Genomic DNA, 15,051 nt, shown 5'->3' on the forward strand with positions numbered 1-15,051 from the left:
ACCCTGCCAGTAGCACGGACAACAGAATCCGCCTACCAGAGCCCTTAAAGCGCTTCCGGGCGCAAAATCAGCACACCCAGTGGCGGCAAATTCAGCGACAGCGACACCGGCTGCCCGTGGTGCGGTTCATCCTGGGTAAACACCGCTCCCCCATTACCGTAATTGGAACCGGCGTACGTGTCGGCATCACTGTTGATCACCTCGCTCCAGCGCCCGGCAAACGGCACACCCACGGAATAGGCCTCACGAGGCACCGGCGTGAAGTTGGCGACGACCAACACCGGCTTGCCGTCCTTGCTCCACCGTAACCAGGCATAAACGCTGTTGATTACATCGTCGCCAATCACCCATTGGAAGCCCTGGGGCGCATCATCCTGTTCGTGCAGCGCGGGTTCTTCACGGTAAAGGCGGTTAAGGTCGCCGACCAGCTTCTGCACGCCCCTGTGCTCGGGATACTGCAGCAGGTACCAGTCCAGTTGCTGATCGTGGTTCCACTCGCGCCACTGGCCGAATTCGCACCCCATGAACAGCAGTTTTTTGCCGGGGTGCATCCACATGAAGCTCAGGTAGGCCCGCAGGTTGGCGAACTTCTGCCAGCGGTCACCGGGCATCTTGTCGATCAACGAGTGTTTGCCGTGCACCACTTCATCGTGAGAGATCGGCAGGATAAAACGCTCGGACCAGGCATAGACCAGGCCGAAACTCAGTTCATTGTGATGATGAGCGCGATACACCGGGTCTTGCTGGATGTAATGCAGCGAATCGTGCATCCAGCCCATGTTCCACTTGTAGTTGAAGCCCAGGCCACCTTGCTGGGTGCTCTGGCTGACACCCGGCCACGCCGTGGATTCTTCGGCAATCACCAACGCACCCGGTGCTTCCAGCGCGACCACATCGTTCAAATGGCGCAGGAAGTCGATGGCTTCGAGGTTCTCACGTCCGCCATAGCGATTGGGCACCCACTCGCCGGCCTTGCGCGAATAGTCGCGATACAGCATCGAAGCCACCGCATCCACACGCAAGCCATCGATATGGAAGTGTTTGAGCCAGTGCAACGCCGAGGCCAGCATAAAACCGTGAACTTCCGTGCGGCCAAGGTTGTAAATCAGTGTGTCCCAATCCTGGTGGAAGCCTTCCAGCGGGTTGGCATACTCGTACAACGCGGTGCCGTCGAACTGCCCAAGGCCGTGGGTATCGGTAGGAAAATGCGCCGGGACCCAATCGAGAATGATGCCAATGTCAGCCTGATGCAGGGCGTTGACGAAAAACCCGAAATCCTCCGGTGAGCCAAAGCGTGCACTCGGTGCGAACTGCGACAACGCCTGGTAGCCCCATGAGCCGCCGAACGGGTGTTCCATGATCGGCATCAGTTCAACATGGGTGAAGCCCAATTGCTGCACATAGGGAATCAAGCGTTCAGCGAGTTCGCGCCAGCCATACTGACGGGACACTTCACCGGCCTCATCCAGCTCGCACTGCCAGGAGCCAACGTGTAACTCATAGATCGACAACGGCGCCGTGGACTTTTGCTTGTCGGCACGCGCCTGCATCCACTCGTGGTCTTGCCAGTCCACGTGCAACGGCGTGGCGACTTTAGAGGCGGTGTCGGGCGGCAATTGGGTCGCGAGTGCCATGGGGTCGGCCTTGAGCGGCAAAATCCCGTTGGCGCCAAGAATTTCATACTTGTAGGCGGCACCTGGTTGCAGGCGCGGGATAAAGATTTCCCACACGCCCGATGGGTGACGCAATCGCATCGGATGGCGGCGGCCGTCCCAGATATTGAAATCGCCTACTACCGACACACGCCGGGCATTCGGTGCCCAAACGGCGAAGCGCACGCCCTGTATGCCATCGACTCTGGTTACCTGTGCGCCCAGGCAGCTGCTGAGGTCACGGTGATTACCTTCGGCAAACAGGTACAGGTCCATTTCACCCAGGAGCAATTGGTTGAAGCTGTAAGGGTCTTCGGTGATCTGTTCACCGCCGGCCCACTGGATTTTCAGCAGGTAGCCCTGGCGAGTGTTGAAATGCCCGACGAACAAGCCCGGCACCTGGGTCGCGTCCAGGCTGCCGATCGGCTCACCGCTGTCGCGCGCCAGTACCTGAACACTCAAGGCCTCCGGCAGGAAGGCGCGGATAAACTGGCCATCCTGCTCATCGTCGTGCGGCCCCAGAATCGAGAATGGGTCGTGGTGCTCGGCACGTACCAAGGCTTCAATGTCCTTGGGCGCCGGCATTGCGGTCAATTTTGGTTGCAGCGGTTCTCTCTGTGTAAAACTCATGACGTCTCCCCACCGCGTGCAGTTTTCGATATAGGTGTAAGCCCGCTGAGCAGGCCGTGTAAACCTTGTAACGGCACCGGCAACCAGGTCGGGCGGTTTTCCGCTTCGTAAGCCACTTCGTACGCGGCCTTCTCCAGGCTGAACAACGTCAGCGCGGCGTCCTGGCCGTTGGCATCCTGCCAGTCATGCGCCAGTGTAGACGTAGCCTGATGATAAGCCTGAGTAAAAGCCGCACGCGCTTCACTCAGGTATCGATCAGTCACACGCTTGCGGGCAATGTCCGCATCGGGCGAGTGATCCACCCCTTGCACATTCAGGGCCATGGCCGCTGCATAATCAAACGAGCGCAACACGCCACTCACATCTTTATACGGGCTGTGTTTGCCGCGTCGTTCATGCAGCGGCCGCGCCGGTTCCCCTTCAAAGTCGATCAGGTAGGCATCGCCTTTCACCACCAGTACCTGGCCCAGGTGCAAGTCACCGTGGACACGAATCCGCAGCCCGCCCGCCGTGGCTTTCGCCAGGGCCTGCACGTGACTGCCAATGGCTTTTTTATGGGCCAGCAAATCACTGACCAGCGCCTGATCGGCAGGGTTCAATTGGCTTTGATGAAGCTTGAGCAATTGCAGCGCGCGGTCGATCTGCGCCCCGACATCCTTGGCCCAGGCCTGGGTATCCTTGGCCGTAGTGACTTCAGGCTTGAAGTCTTTATTGGCAGTTTTCGCCGCCAGTACCACGTGCATTTCACCCAGGCGCCGGCCGAGCAATGCGGCGAAATCGGCCAGTTCACCCAACGCGTTGTAATGCTGTTCCTGTTCGGAAATCGCTTCTGCGAGTTCGTCGCGAATCGCGCGTTCGAGGTTGTTCTGGGTCCAGCCCCAGGCATCGCCCTGGTTGCTCAGATAACCTTGGGCGATCATCAGCAGGTTGTCCTGCCCCGCGGTGTCGTGGCGAATCATCGAGCCCAACAGCGGCGAAATATTCGGGTAACCGGCTTCGGTCAGGTAAGCGCTCATTTCCAGTTCCGGATGCACCCCGGCGCTGACTTTACGGATGAGTTTGAGCACCAGACTCTCGCCCACCACGACCGAACTGTTGGACTGCTCGGCCGCCAGGTAACGCACCTGCGGCTCATCGCTCAATTGCAGCTTGGCCAGCTGCGACGTGGCCTCGAAGCGCAAATCGCCTTCGTGAGTATTCAATACCGTGCCGGCCTGCAGGCCGTGGATCACCGCGCGGATGAAGTGCTCAAGACTGAACGCATCGGTCACCAGGCCGACCTGACGTGCTCGCCGGACACGGGCCAGGGCCAATTGCTGCGGCAACGCGCTGGTGAGCTGATCTTCACCCAGAAAGCCGAACGGCAGCTGATAGCGGCTGACCTGGCCGCCGCTGCTGACCTCGATTTCACTGAGCAATACCGGATGCTCTGGGTCGCCGAAGCGCACACCGTAGGCAATATGCACACTGTCGATGGCCGTGTCCTTGCCGGCGAACCAGCGCCGCTTGGGCAGCCAGGCCGGCAGCGAAGTGTGCTCCAGGGTGGTGCGACACGGTTCGTCGAGCAACTCTTCCATGCGTTGTTTCAACACCAGGGTGGTGAAGTCCGGGATGCTCTGGGCCGGCTCTACATGCCAGCTCGGCATCTGGTTTTCCGCTGCGAGCACGAACCAGTAGAAACCGTACGGCGCCAGGGTCAGCAAGAAATTCAGCTGGCCGATGGGCGGAAACGCGTTACCGCCCAGCATCTCCACCGGCACCATGCCCGCAAAGGCTGACAAGTCCAGCTCCGCCGCCTGGGCACTGCGCGACACGTTGGCCACGCACAGGATGAGCTCATTGCGCCCGTCTGCCCCTGTGTATTCGCGGGTATACGCCAGAATGCGGCGGTTGCTCGGCGAGAGCATTTTCAAGCTGCCCCGGCCAAAGGCCTTGGACTGTTTGCGCACCGCCAACATGCGGCGCGTCCAGTTCAGCAGCGAATGCGGGTCCTGGGCCTGGGTTTCGACGTTAACCGACAGGTAGCCGTACTGCGGGTCCATGATCGGTGGCAGCACTAGGCTGGCCGGATCGGCGCGGGAGAAACCGCCGTTACGGTCGATGGACCATTGCATCGGCGTGCGCACGCCGTCGCGGTCGCCCAGGTAAATGTTATCGCCCATGCCGATTTCATCGCCGTAATACAACGTCGGCGTGCCGGGCATGGACAGCAGCAGGCTGTTGAGCAGTTCAATGCGGCGGCGATCGCGTTCCATCAGCGGCGCGAGGCGCCGGCGAATGCCGAGGTTGATGCGCGCGCGGCGATCAGCGGCGTAATAGTTCCACAGGTAGTCGCGCTCTTTGTCCGTGACCATTTCCAGGGTCAGTTCATCGTGGTTGCGCAGGAAGATCGCCCACTGGCAATTGGCGGGGATCTCCGGGGTCTGGCGCAGAATATCGGTGATGGGGAAGCGATCTTCCTGGGCCAGCGCCATGTACATGCGCGGCATCAGCGGGAAGTGAAAAGCCATATGGCACTCGTCGCCGTCATCGCCTTTTTTGTCACCAAAATACAACTGCGTGTCTTCCGGCCATTGGTTGGCTTCGGCGAGCAGCATGCGGTCGGGGTAGTGAGCGTCGATCTCGGCGCGGATCTGCTTGAGGACGTCGTGGGTTTCCGGCAGGTTTTCGTTGTTGGTGCCATCGCGTTCGATCAGGTACGGAATGGCGTCCAGACGCAGGCCGTCGATGCCCATGTCCAGCCAGTAACGCATCACCGACAGCACGGCTTTCATGACTTGCGGGTTGTCGAAGTTGAGGTCCGGCTGATGAGAATAGAAACGGTGCCAGAAGTACTGGCCGGCCACGGGGTCCCAGGTCCAGTTGGACTTTTCGGTGTCGAGGAAAATGATGCGCGTGCCATCGTATTTCTGATCGTCGTCCGACCACACATAGAAGTCCCGCGCGGCCGAACCCGGCTTGGCCTTGCGCGCCCGCTGGAACCAGGGATGCTGGTCGGAGGTGTGGTTGATCACCAGTTCGGTGATAACCCGCAGCCCACGTTTGTGCGCCTCGCTGATAAAGCGCTTGGCATCGGCCATGGTGCCGTAGTCGCTATGTACGCCACGGTACTCGGCGATGTCATAGCCGTCGTCGCGGCGTGGCGAGGGGTAAAACGGCAAGAGCCAGATGGTGTTCACGCCGAGGTCGGCGATGTAATCGAGCTTGGCAATCAGGCCGGGAAAGTCGCCGATGCCGTCGTTATTGGAGTCGAAATAGGATTTAACGTGTACCTGGTAGATCACCGCGTCCTTGTACCAGAGCGGGTCTTTGATAAAGGTGGCAGCCTTGGGTTTCTTCGCCATTGGAAACTCCTGAAATGTTTGAACATTTACCTGAAGGGGCGGGTTCGAGGTGGGCGCTGGCGTGCTTGCGATAGCAGATAAATGTGTGACTGATAGAACGCTATCGCAGGCAAGCCGGCTGCCACATTTGAGCTTCATCGATGTGAAGATCAGGCTCAGTTCAGGATGTGGTGATTCTCCAGATACCAAACGGCATCTGCGGGTCAAGCCGCATCCACTGGGTCTTGCCGTACCAGCTCCAGCGGTGGCCGCTCATCAAGTCTTCGCCTTGGGTCTGGGCATCATCCGGCAAGCCCATTTCCCATAACGGCAACTCGAAATGCGCCTCTTGGGCGTTGAAGGGGTCGAGGTTGACCGCAACCAGAATGAAATTGCTGCCGTCGTCACTGCGCTTGCCGAAGTACAGGATGTTGTCGTTCCACGCGTTGTACAGCTTCAGGCCCAAGTGGGTCTGCAACGCGGGGTTCTGCCGGCGAATACGGTTGAGCTGGGCAATTTCGGCAATGATATTTCCGGGCGCCGTGTAGTCCCGTGGCCGGATCTCGTATTTCTCTGAGTCCAGATACTCTTCCTTGCCCGGTACCGGCGCCGCCTCGCACAGTTCAAACCCCGAATACATACCCCACAGGCCCGAGCCCATGGTGGCCAGCGCCGCGCGGATCAAAAAGCCCGGGCGGCCGGACTCATGCAGGAAGCCTGGGTTGATGTCCGGTGTGTTGACGAAGAAGTTCGGCCGGTAGCATTCGCGCCACGGCGACTCGTTCAACTGCGCGAAGTATTCGCTCAGCTCGGCCTTGGTGTTGCGCCAGGTGAAATAGGTGTAGCTCTGGGAGTAACCGACCTTGCCCAAGCGCGCCATCATCGCCGGCGTGGTGAATGCCTCGGCCAGGAAGATCACGTCAGGGTGCTTGGCGCGCACGTCGCTGATCAACCATTGCCAGAACGGCAGCGGCTTGGTGTGGGGGTTGTCGACACGGAACGTCTTCACACCCTCCTCCACCCAGCCCACCACAACGTCGCGCAACTCGGTCCACAGGCTGGGAATCGAGTCGGCCGCGTAGAAGTCGACGTTGACGATGTCCTGATACTTTTTCGGCGGGTTTTCCGCGTATTTGATCGTGCCGTCCGGACGCCAGTTGAACCAGCCCGGATGTTCTTTGAGCCACGGGTGGTCCTGGGAACACTGGATGGCAAAATCGAGCGCGATTTCCAGGCCATGGTCGGCGGCGGCCTTGACCAGGCGACGGAAGTCATCACGGCTGCCCAATTGCGGGTGGATGGCGTCGTGGCCGCCCTCCTCGCTGCCAATGGCGTAGGGGCTGCCGGGATCATCCGGGCCCGCCGTCAGGGCGTTGTTCCTGCCCTTGCGATGGCTGCGGCCAATCGGATGGATCGGCGGAAAATAGAGGACGTCGAACCCCATGTCATGGATCATCGACAACCGTGAGTGCACATCGTTGAAGGTGCCGTGGCGCGCCGGGTCGTCGGTGATCGAGCGGGGGAACAACTCGTACCAGCTGGCAAACTGTGCGGCGGTGCGCTCAACGTCAATCGGGTAGGCGGGGCTGATGCTCAAGTAGGCGCGGTGGTCGGCCTGGGTCATCAAGTGTGCACTTTCTTCGTGCAGGAACTGCGCGACCTGCTCGGTTTCCAGCCTGCCTGCGAGCTCGTGGTGCAACAACATCAGGCGATCGCGCAGCTCGTTGTCGCTGCGTTCGGCCGCCTGCAACACCAGGCTGCGACCCTCCTGCAACTCCAGGCTGACCGGTACCCCGGCCTGATGTTTCTTGCGCAGTTCGTAACAGAAGCTGGCGAAGGTATCGATCCAGGCTTCGATGCAGTATTCGTGGGGGCCTTGCTGAGTGACGGTAAACGCGCCTTCCCAGCCATTGTTACCCACATCGGTCATGACCACGCTGTGCCAGCTTTCATCCTGCAGCGGGCGCCAGCGGATCAGTACGGCGAGCTTGTCATGGCCGTCGGCGAACACCTTGCTGATGACGGTTACCCGTTGGCCAACCACCGCTTTTACGGCGAACTCGCCGCCGTCGATAACCGGCGTGGTGCTTTCGATAGCGATCCTGGGCAACAGCAACGCCTGGGACAGCGGCAATATTGAATGGTCTGGAGCCAGTGTTTCAGCAGTCATCGAGCATCTTCCCCTTACGCCCTGTGGACGCTCTTTGCTTGATCCGAATTCTGATACGGCGGCGCTCTCCCTGAGCAGGGCCGTACTAGGTCCGAGCCTGTGCCCAGGTGAAAAGTTCAGGTGGATATGCCGCCATTGGGCGGGGAATCAATTCTCCCCTGCGGTTGTCCACCGATAGAGCAAAGCACAAAGGAGGCCACACCGATGAATATCCCGATCCCGGCTGAAACCCCTGACCCGAATATCGACAACCCGACCCTGCCGCCCAGCGAACCGCAACCGATTCCGGAGAAAGAACCACCGGAAAATGAACCGCCACCGGTGGAAGAACCGCCAACGACCCTGCCGCCGGTGATTGTTTGAAATAAACCTGGCGAACGTGCATTTGCCCGCAATCCAGCAGATTGCGGGCAAGCACTACAGAAACTTCCTACCAGCGGTAAAGAGAGCTCTTAACTCTTTCCCCTTCCTCGTTATCAGAAAATTCGCTCGCGTGGACCCAGGCCAGACAGCTGTTTTGGCTTTGGCGCGGTCCGCTTCAATCACAACGCGAGTGCTGATCATGTCGATAACATCGTTGTCCCACCAAGCTCCCATGCCCATGCTGTCAAACTCCTTCCAGGCGGGCTCGAATGATCCCTCGCAAAAGAAGCAACCCGAAGGGCTTCCCCGCGACAGCCTCGAACCACCAAAACAACTACAAGATGAGGCGCCCGACAGCGCCTTTACCGCCGAGGCTGCAGCAACCTCTCAACCCTCGCCAGACGTCATCGCAAAGTGGAACAGAGTCGCCCAATTGTTAACTGCGGACAGCCTCATCCAGATGCTGCGCAAGCCATACTCCAAGGACACCGCGCAGAGCCTCAAGGACCTGCGTGCGCTGTTGAGCGAGGACTCACTTAACACCCTGACCAGTGATCCGGCCGTTATGTCACAACTGCGGGATAATATCGGCCGGACATTAAGCGAGAAAAACATCAAGGCCGGACAGGCTGAAGCCGCATGGATTCCAAACCCAGACCTGACCCCTGAAAGGATCCAGGAGCGCACTAGCCAGGTCGATCCCGCAGAAAGCTACGTAGCTATCAAGCAGATCGAAATCGAACGACAACAGGAGAAAGCCAATACGCTGCAGCGCACTCGCCTGAGCACCCCCCTCAGCAAAAACCTGATAGCTATTGGCAAGCCGTTTCAGCCGGCCGAGGCCGATACAACGCCCGAAAGTACACCTGCCGAGCCAGACAGCAACCCATTGGCAACGTCGAAACCTCTCCAATCTGAGGGTCCCAAAAAGCCCTCCAATATCGACGAAAGCCAGGCTGATTCAAATACCGGAGCCTCAGCCGAAGCCACCGCAAAGAAGGACAGACTTGAGCAGTTGTTAAGCCGAGACAGCCTCATCCAGATGATGCGCGAACCGAATTCCAAGGAAACCGCACAGCGAGCACAAGAGCTCCGTGAACTCTTGAGCGAAGACTCACTTAAAACCCTGGAGCCTGATCCAGCAAAGCGGGAAAAAATTCAGAATATAATCCGCCAAATATTTAGTCCGGCCAACCTGGAAGCGCTGCAACGCGAAGCCGAGGCCATTCCAGAGCCAGGGAAACCGCTTGAAGACGCCCACAAGGACCAGCCCGCGCCCGACTCACCGCCCGACCGTGCGCCCACCGCGCCCGGCAATACCCCTTTGCCCCCCGCTGAAGGCACCCCGCAAATTTTCAGCTATAACGACATCAACGCGGCGCCCGGCGAGGTGATGAACTTTTCGTCAGGTACCGACAAGATCGATTTGACCGGCATTCGCACGCAACTGGGCCAACAGCCGTTGTCATTGGTCGAACGTTTCTCCGGCGTCAGTGGCGAAATGACGATTAACTACTATGCAGGCAGCAACACCAGTTTCGTGACGATTTCCCGCAACCCGGGAGAGCCGCCGTTCGAACTGAAAGTGTCTGGCGAAGTGCGATACCGAGACATCAAGGCCTGATAGGCACTCACTCGTTTTTCTCCAGCCGCTTGACGATCATCGGCATCACGCTGAAGACCGCCAGCGCCAGCAATGTACTGAGCACCGCCGTCGATTCACGCCCCATCCCCGCCGCCACACCAATGGCGGCGGTCATCCATAAGCCAGCGGCGGTGGTCAGGCCTTTGACGTGCTGGCCCTGCTCATCTTCCTTGCCCTTGAGAATGGTCCCCGCCCCGAGGAAACCAATCCCCGCAATGACGCCCTGCAGCACCCGGCTCATGGCATCCGCCTGGCTACCGGACATCTGCGGCACCAACACAAATAATGCGGCCCCCATTGCCACCAGCATATGAGTGCGCACGCCGGCCGCCTTGCCCTTCTGTTCTCGCTCAAAACCGAGGATGCCGCCCAGGATCGCGGCGATCAGCAGGCGCACGGTAATCTGGGTGAGCTGCCGTGCGTCACCGATATCGGCGAACTCGGCTTGCAGCGTTTGCAGGACTTCTTGCCACCAGGCGTCCATGGATGCGGTCCTTTGTAGGGGTTGGTAAAGATTGCCGTCAAAGCATGGACAGCAGCGACCGCCAGTCAGTTGCCTGGAACGCCTGGCAACGCACCGCACCCTAACGATCACCAGCCTTTGAAAAGGAGATCACCATGCCAGTCCGTATCGAAAATCAGACGTGCTATTTCAAAGTCAACGACGACGGCCAGGAACAGATCCTACCGGCACGTGATGTAACGGTCAGCACCGACATTGCCAAGGCCATGTCCTACGTGGCGCTGAACGGCGAGCAGATCTACATCACCGAAGCGGAGGCCGATGCGCTCACAGTGGCCGGTGCAACGGATGGGCGCCAGCACAAGAAAGTCACTGAACCTGGTTCGGCGATTTAATTGATCTGTATCAGCTCACACTCAATACTGCTGCACCCTATGTGTTACGGAGTGCAGCAGATTGTCGCAGCACCGTGTAAAAAGCCCATCTGATCCGCTTTTTATCGCCATACCTGAGTCTGTTATGCAAACAGTACGACGCTCATAGTTCATCGGCCTGATGGAGGCTGATGAGCGAACGACCATGAGCGAAAGAATCCCAACCGTGGAAACCTTTGAGCCCCTGCACCCAAAGAAGGTGAAGGCCAAATCCAGCGACAACCTGATTCATACCCGCAGCTTCACCGGCCTGTTCCGTACCTTGCGCGTGAGCGGCGCCGCTTTGCTGTTCCTGGCGTTTTTCGGCACCGTGTGGCTGAACTGGGGTGGGCGCCAAGCCGTACTCTGGGACTTGGCTGAAAGCAAATTCCACATCTTCGGCGCCACTTTCTGGCCCCAGGATTTCATCCTGCTGTCGGCGCTGCTGATCATCTGCGCTTTCGGCCTGTTTGCGATAACCGTGTTTGCCGGTCGCGTGTGGTGCGGCTACACCTGCCCGCAAAGCTCGTTTACCTGGCTGTTCATGTGGTGCGAAAAGGTCACCGAAGGCGAGCGTAACCAACGCATCAAGCTGCAAGCGGCGCCGTGGAGCCTGGCCAAGCTCGCCCGGCGTTCGGCCAAACACACGATGTGGCTGAGCATCAGCGTACTGACAGGGTTGACCTTTGTCGGCTATTTCACCCCCATCCGGCCCTTGGCCACAGAGCTGCTGACCTGGCAAATGGGCGGCGTGAGTCTGTTCTGGGTGCTGTTTTTCACCGCCGCCACTTACCTCAATGCCGGCTGGCTGCGCGAAGCGGTGTGCATGCACATGTGCCCGTATGCGCGGTTCCAAAGCGTGATGTTCGACAAGGACACCCTGACCATTTCCTACGACACGGCACGCGGCGAACAGCGCGGGCCACGCAAGCGCGAGGCCAGGCCGGCCGACGTCGGCCTGGGCGATTGCATCGACTGCCAGTTGTGTGTGCAAGTGTGTCCCACCGGTATCGATATCCGTGACGGCCTGCAAATGGAGTGCATCGGCTGCGCGGCGTGCATCGACGCCTGCGATTCGATCATGGATAAGATGGGCTACGCCCGTGGCCTGGTGAGTTATACCTCCGAACACCAACTGCAAGGTGGCAAGACGCACCTGCTCAGGCCACGGCTGATCGGCTACAGTGCCGTGCTGCTGGTGATGATCGCGGCATTGGTGGTGGCTCTGGTGCAACGTCCGATGGTGTCACTGGACGTCACCAAGGACCGCGGCATGTTCCGCGAAAACAGCCAGGGCTTGATCGAGAACATCTACAGCCTCAAGGTCATCAACAAGACCCAGCAGCGCCAGGACTATCGTCTGGAGCTGGTAGACGCAGACGGCTTCCAGTTGCAGGGCAAAACCGAGATCAGCCTGGCGCCGGGGGAAATCAGCGATGTACCGGTGTCGGTCGCCTTGCTGTCCGACCAGCCGACGAGCAGCTCGCAAACCCTGCGATTCAAGGTGACGGATGTGGATGAGCCCTGGATCTACAGTGCGGCCGATAGCCGCTTTGTAGCGCCGATTAACCGCTGAGGTGTGGCTGAATATGCCGAGATCCAAAAGCGTGAGCGGGCTTGTTCGGTGTACCTACTGAAAAATTGTTTAAGGCTCCAATGAAACGCTACGAAAAATTCGCCGATGACATCGCAGAACTGATCCGCTCCGGCGTCCTCGGGCCCGGCCAGCGGGTGCCGTCGGTGCGCTATGCCAGCCAGACCTACGGCGTCAGCCCGTCCACGGTGTTCCAGGCCTACTACCTGCTGGAGCGCCGTGGCCTGATCCGCGCGCGGCCGCGTTCCGGTTACTTCGTCAACACCCATGCACCGAGCCCGTTTTCCGAGCCCGTGGTGAGTGAGCACGTGCATGAGTCCACCGAAGTGGATGTGAGTGAGTTGGTGTTTTCGGTACTCGACTCCATCAAGGACCCCAATACCGTACCTTTCGGCTCGGCCTTCCCCAGCCCGATGCTGTTCCCGCTGCCACGCCTGGCCCGTTCCCTGGCCAGCGCCAGCCGTGAGATGGACCCGCGCCTGGTGGTCACTGACATGTCGCCGGGCAACCCCCAATTGCGGCGACAGATTGCCCTGCGCTATATGGTCGGCGGTCTGATGCTGCCCATGGAGGAGCTGCTGATCACTAACGGCGCCCTGGAGGCGCTGAACTTGTGCCTGCAGGCGGTGACGGAACCGGGCGACCTGGTGGCCATTGAAGCACCGGCGTTTTATGCCTGCCTGCAAGTGCTGGAGCGCCTGAAGCTCAAGGCGGTGGAAATCCCCGTGCACCCGCGCGACGGCATCGACCTGAGCGCCTTGGCGAAAAGCCTGGAACGCTACCCGATCAAGGCTTGCTGGACCATGACCAGCTTTCAGAACCCCATGGGTGCCACCCTGCCGGAGGCGAAAAAACAGGCACTGGTGGAACTGCTGCGCAGCCATCAGGTGCCGCTGATCGAAGACGATGTGTACGCCGAGTTGTACTACGGGCAACACGCGCCAAAACCGGCGAAAGCCTTCGACACCGAGGGGCTGGTGATGCATTGCGGTTCCTTCGCCAAAAGTTTGGCCCCGGGCTACCGCGTAGGCTGGGTGGCGGCCGGGCGCTTTGCGCAGAAGGTCGAGCGCTTGAAGCTGATGACCTCGTTATGCCCGTCGATGCCGGCCCAGGCGGCCATTGCCGACTACCTGCAACACGGTGGCTATGACCGGCACTTGCGCAAATTGCGCTACGCCCTGGAAGAACAGCAAAGCGCCATGCTGGCAGCAATCGCCCGCTACTTTCCGGCGCAAACACGGGTCAGCCAGCCGGCCGGAGGCTATTTCCTGTGGCTGGAATTGCCGGCGCAAACGGACTCGTTGAAGTTATTCCAGATGGCCCTGGCTCAGGGCATCAGCATTGCGCCAGGGCCGATCTTCTCGGCGACCCAGCGCTTCAGGAATTGTATTCGCTTGAACTACGGCAGCCCCTGGACCGAGGCGTCGGAAAAGGCCATGGAGACATTGGGGCGAATTGTTCGCTCGTTTTAAGCAGGAACCGAGATGAAGGAAGAGCCACATACAAAGGTGCACACTTTTCCATCGAAATGTGTGTTTCCTTTGGTTCAACCTACAGGTTTCTTTCCATGTGCACGTCTGTCACTTCCGCAGTCCTGAGGCTGCCCCCCATCCCGCCCCACTACATGCGCGCAGCGGAACAAAAACAAGTACGCGAGATGACGGGGCCTGTTAGCCGCCCTGCCGGAGATCATCGCTCGGCACAAAGAATCATCGAACAAAGCCTGGTAACGCGGCGTTTCCTGGATGGCCGCGATCATTACCAGGTAGGCGATGACCTCAAGTTGCAGGTGGGCGACTGGACTAACGCGAATCCAGACCCGGAAGCAAGGGCCGATGCAGCCTACAATCTGGACAAAGTATTACGCTTTATCGATAACGTAGACGACCAAACCCTGCACGCGAGCGTCAGCCGCAATGGCTATATCGACGGGTTCTCCGACAGCGGTTACGCCCGCGTGGAAAACTCCGAGGCCAGCCTGCTCAGACGGTTTTCCTGGTACGGATATGAAGAGCTGCGCAACCAGCCAACCTGACGAGCCGGGACGTTAACGCCCACCGGCCAAATCCAGGAATGTTCCGGTCGTGTAGGAAGCCTTATCCGACAACAACCAGATAATCGCTTCCGCAACCTCATCCGGGCGCCCACCCCGGGCCATGGGGATGCCGGACTCGAGCTTGCTGACCCGATCCGGGTCACCGCTCAAGGCGTGGAAGTCGGTAAAGATATAGCCAGGGCGCACGGCGTTGACGCGAATCCCCTCACCCGCCACCTCTTTGGACAGGCCAATGGTGAAGCTATCCAATGCGCCCTTGGAAGCGGCATAGTCGACATATTCACCCGGCGAACCCAGGCGCGCTGCCACCGACGACACATTGACGATACTGCCGCCCTGCCCGCCATGCCTGGGCGACATGCGCAGCACCGCGTGCTTGGCACACAGGATCGGCCCCAGCACGTTGGTCTTCATGATTTTCAGGATGCGAAACTCAGACATCTCATCGACCCGCGACTTATGCCCGACAGTGCCGGCGTTGTTGACCAGCGCGGTGACACGGCCCAGTTCGGCATCCACACGGGCGAACAACGCGATCACTTCATCTTCGATGCTCACATCGGCACGCACCGCAATCGCCTGCGCACCCAGGGCACGGACCTGCTCCAGCACACGCTGGGCAGCCGCTTCATCGGACTGGTAGTTGAGGCAAATGCGATAGCCCTGGCGAGCGGCCAGCAACGCGGTCTGGGCGCCGATGCCACGACTGCCCCCGGTGATGATGACGACTTTGTCCATGCGT

11 protein-coding genes are annotated in these 15,051 nt (G+C 59.6%); 6 read left to right on the plus strand and 5 right to left on the minus strand.

Annotation, left to right across the window (positions count from 1 at the left end):
- Nucleotides 1-44: 44 nt before the first annotated feature.
- The 3 genes from glgB to ACI77D_RS19910 form a co-directional block, all read right to left on the minus strand.
- Complete coding sequence (gene glgB, locus ACI77D_RS19900) at nt 45-2,282, minus strand: 1,4-alpha-glucan branching protein GlgB (RefSeq protein WP_407017314.1); 2,238 nt, start codon at nt 2,280-2,282, stop codon at nt 45-47.
- Nucleotides 2,279-5,626, minus strand: coding sequence for a maltose alpha-D-glucosyltransferase (gene treS, locus ACI77D_RS19905; RefSeq protein ID WP_407017315.1), 3,348 nt, complete (start codon nt 5,624-5,626; stop codon nt 2,279-2,281). The genes glgB and treS overlap by 4 nt, the downstream gene beginning before the upstream one ends.
- Before the next feature lie 160 nt (nt 5,627-5,786).
- Entirely contained in the window at nt 5,787-7,775 is a 1,989-nt protein-coding gene (locus ACI77D_RS19910) for an alpha-1,4-glucan--maltose-1-phosphate maltosyltransferase (protein ID WP_407017316.1), read from the minus strand.
- A 204-nt stretch (nt 7,776-7,979) separates the two neighbouring features.
- Between ACI77D_RS19910 and ACI77D_RS19915 the strand changes: the two genes are divergently transcribed.
- Both ACI77D_RS19915 and ACI77D_RS19920 read left to right on the plus strand, forming a co-directional pair.
- Nucleotides 7,980-8,138, plus strand: a complete 159-nt coding sequence (locus ACI77D_RS19915) for a hypothetical protein (RefSeq protein WP_167353696.1) — start codon at nt 7,980-7,982, stop codon at nt 8,136-8,138.
- A gap of 238 nt (nt 8,139-8,376) precedes the next feature.
- Entirely contained in the window at nt 8,377-9,762 is a 1,386-nt protein-coding gene (locus tag ACI77D_RS19920; protein WP_407017317.1) for a M10 family metallopeptidase C-terminal domain-containing protein, read from the plus strand.
- Between the two features lie 7 nt (nt 9,763-9,769).
- Here ACI77D_RS19920 and ACI77D_RS19925 read toward each other — a convergent pair whose 3' ends face one another.
- Nucleotides 9,770-10,267, minus strand: coding sequence for an MgtC/SapB family protein (locus tag ACI77D_RS19925; RefSeq protein WP_064452189.1), 498 nt, complete (start codon nt 10,265-10,267; stop codon nt 9,770-9,772).
- Nucleotides 10,268-10,401: 134 nt separating this feature from the next.
- On the opposite strand from ACI77D_RS19925, the gene ACI77D_RS19930 reads away from it, so the two are divergent.
- The 4 genes from ACI77D_RS19930 (at nt 10,402) to ACI77D_RS19945 (ending at nt 14,288) form a co-directional block, all read left to right on the plus strand.
- On the plus strand, nt 10,402-10,641 hold the full coding sequence (locus ACI77D_RS19930; protein WP_064452188.1) for a DUF3203 family protein: 240 nt from the start codon (nt 10,402-10,404) through the stop codon (nt 10,639-10,641).
- Between the two features lie 184 nt (nt 10,642-10,825).
- The gene (ccoG, locus tag ACI77D_RS19935) at nt 10,826-12,235 is read left to right on the plus strand and encodes a cytochrome c oxidase accessory protein CcoG (protein WP_262667781.1); all 1,410 of its coding nucleotides are present in this window, start codon (nt 10,826-10,828) and stop codon (nt 12,233-12,235) included.
- An 80-nt stretch (nt 12,236-12,315) separates the two neighbouring features.
- Nucleotides 12,316-13,725, plus strand: a complete 1,410-nt coding sequence (mapR, locus tag ACI77D_RS19940; protein ID WP_064452186.1) for a GntR family transcriptional regulator MpaR — start codon at nt 12,316-12,318, stop codon at nt 13,723-13,725.
- 185 nt (nt 13,726-13,910) lie between these two features.
- On the plus strand, nt 13,911-14,288 hold the full coding sequence (locus ACI77D_RS19945; protein WP_262667779.1) for a hypothetical protein: 378 nt from the start codon (nt 13,911-13,913) through the stop codon (nt 14,286-14,288).
- Nucleotides 14,289-14,300: 12 nt separating this feature from the next.
- Here ACI77D_RS19945 and ACI77D_RS19950 read toward each other — a convergent pair whose 3' ends face one another.
- Nucleotides 14,301-15,047, minus strand: a complete 747-nt coding sequence (locus ACI77D_RS19950; protein WP_064452184.1) for an SDR family oxidoreductase — start codon at nt 15,045-15,047, stop codon at nt 14,301-14,303.
- Nucleotides 15,048-15,051: the final 4 nt, after the last annotated feature.

The organism is Pseudomonas sp. O39 (assembly GCF_045447295.1).
In the GTDB taxonomy this organism is placed as follows: domain Bacteria; phylum Pseudomonadota; class Gammaproteobacteria; order Pseudomonadales; family Pseudomonadaceae; genus Aquipseudomonas; species Aquipseudomonas antarctica_A.

Coding starts and splice junctions, on each gene's coding strand:
- glgB (WP_407017314.1), bottom strand. CDS start 2,282: ATGAGTTTTACACAGAGAGAACCGCTGCAACCAAAATTGACCGCAATG.
- treS (WP_407017315.1), bottom strand. CDS start 5,626: ATGGCGAAGAAACCCAAGGCTGCCACCTTTATCAAAGACCCGCTCTGG.
- ACI77D_RS19910 (WP_407017316.1), bottom strand. CDS start 7,775: ATGACTGCTGAAACACTGGCTCCAGACCATTCAATATTGCCGCTGTCC.
- ACI77D_RS19915 (WP_167353696.1), top strand. CDS start 7,980: ATGAATATCCCGATCCCGGCTGAAACCCCTGACCCGAATATCGACAAC.
- ACI77D_RS19920 (WP_407017317.1), top strand. CDS start 8,377: ATGCTGTCAAACTCCTTCCAGGCGGGCTCGAATGATCCCTCGCAAAAG.
- ACI77D_RS19925 (WP_064452189.1), bottom strand. CDS start 10,267: ATGGACGCCTGGTGGCAAGAAGTCCTGCAAACGCTGCAAGCCGAGTTC.
- ACI77D_RS19930 (WP_064452188.1), top strand. CDS start 10,402: ATGCCAGTCCGTATCGAAAATCAGACGTGCTATTTCAAAGTCAACGAC.
- ccoG (WP_262667781.1), top strand. CDS start 10,826: ATGAGCGAAAGAATCCCAACCGTGGAAACCTTTGAGCCCCTGCACCCA.
- mapR (WP_064452186.1), top strand. CDS start 12,316: ATGAAACGCTACGAAAAATTCGCCGATGACATCGCAGAACTGATCCGC.
- ACI77D_RS19945 (WP_262667779.1), top strand. CDS start 13,911: ATGACGGGGCCTGTTAGCCGCCCTGCCGGAGATCATCGCTCGGCACAA.
- ACI77D_RS19950 (WP_064452184.1), bottom strand. CDS start 15,047: ATGGACAAAGTCGTCATCATCACCGGGGGCAGTCGTGGCATCGGCGCC.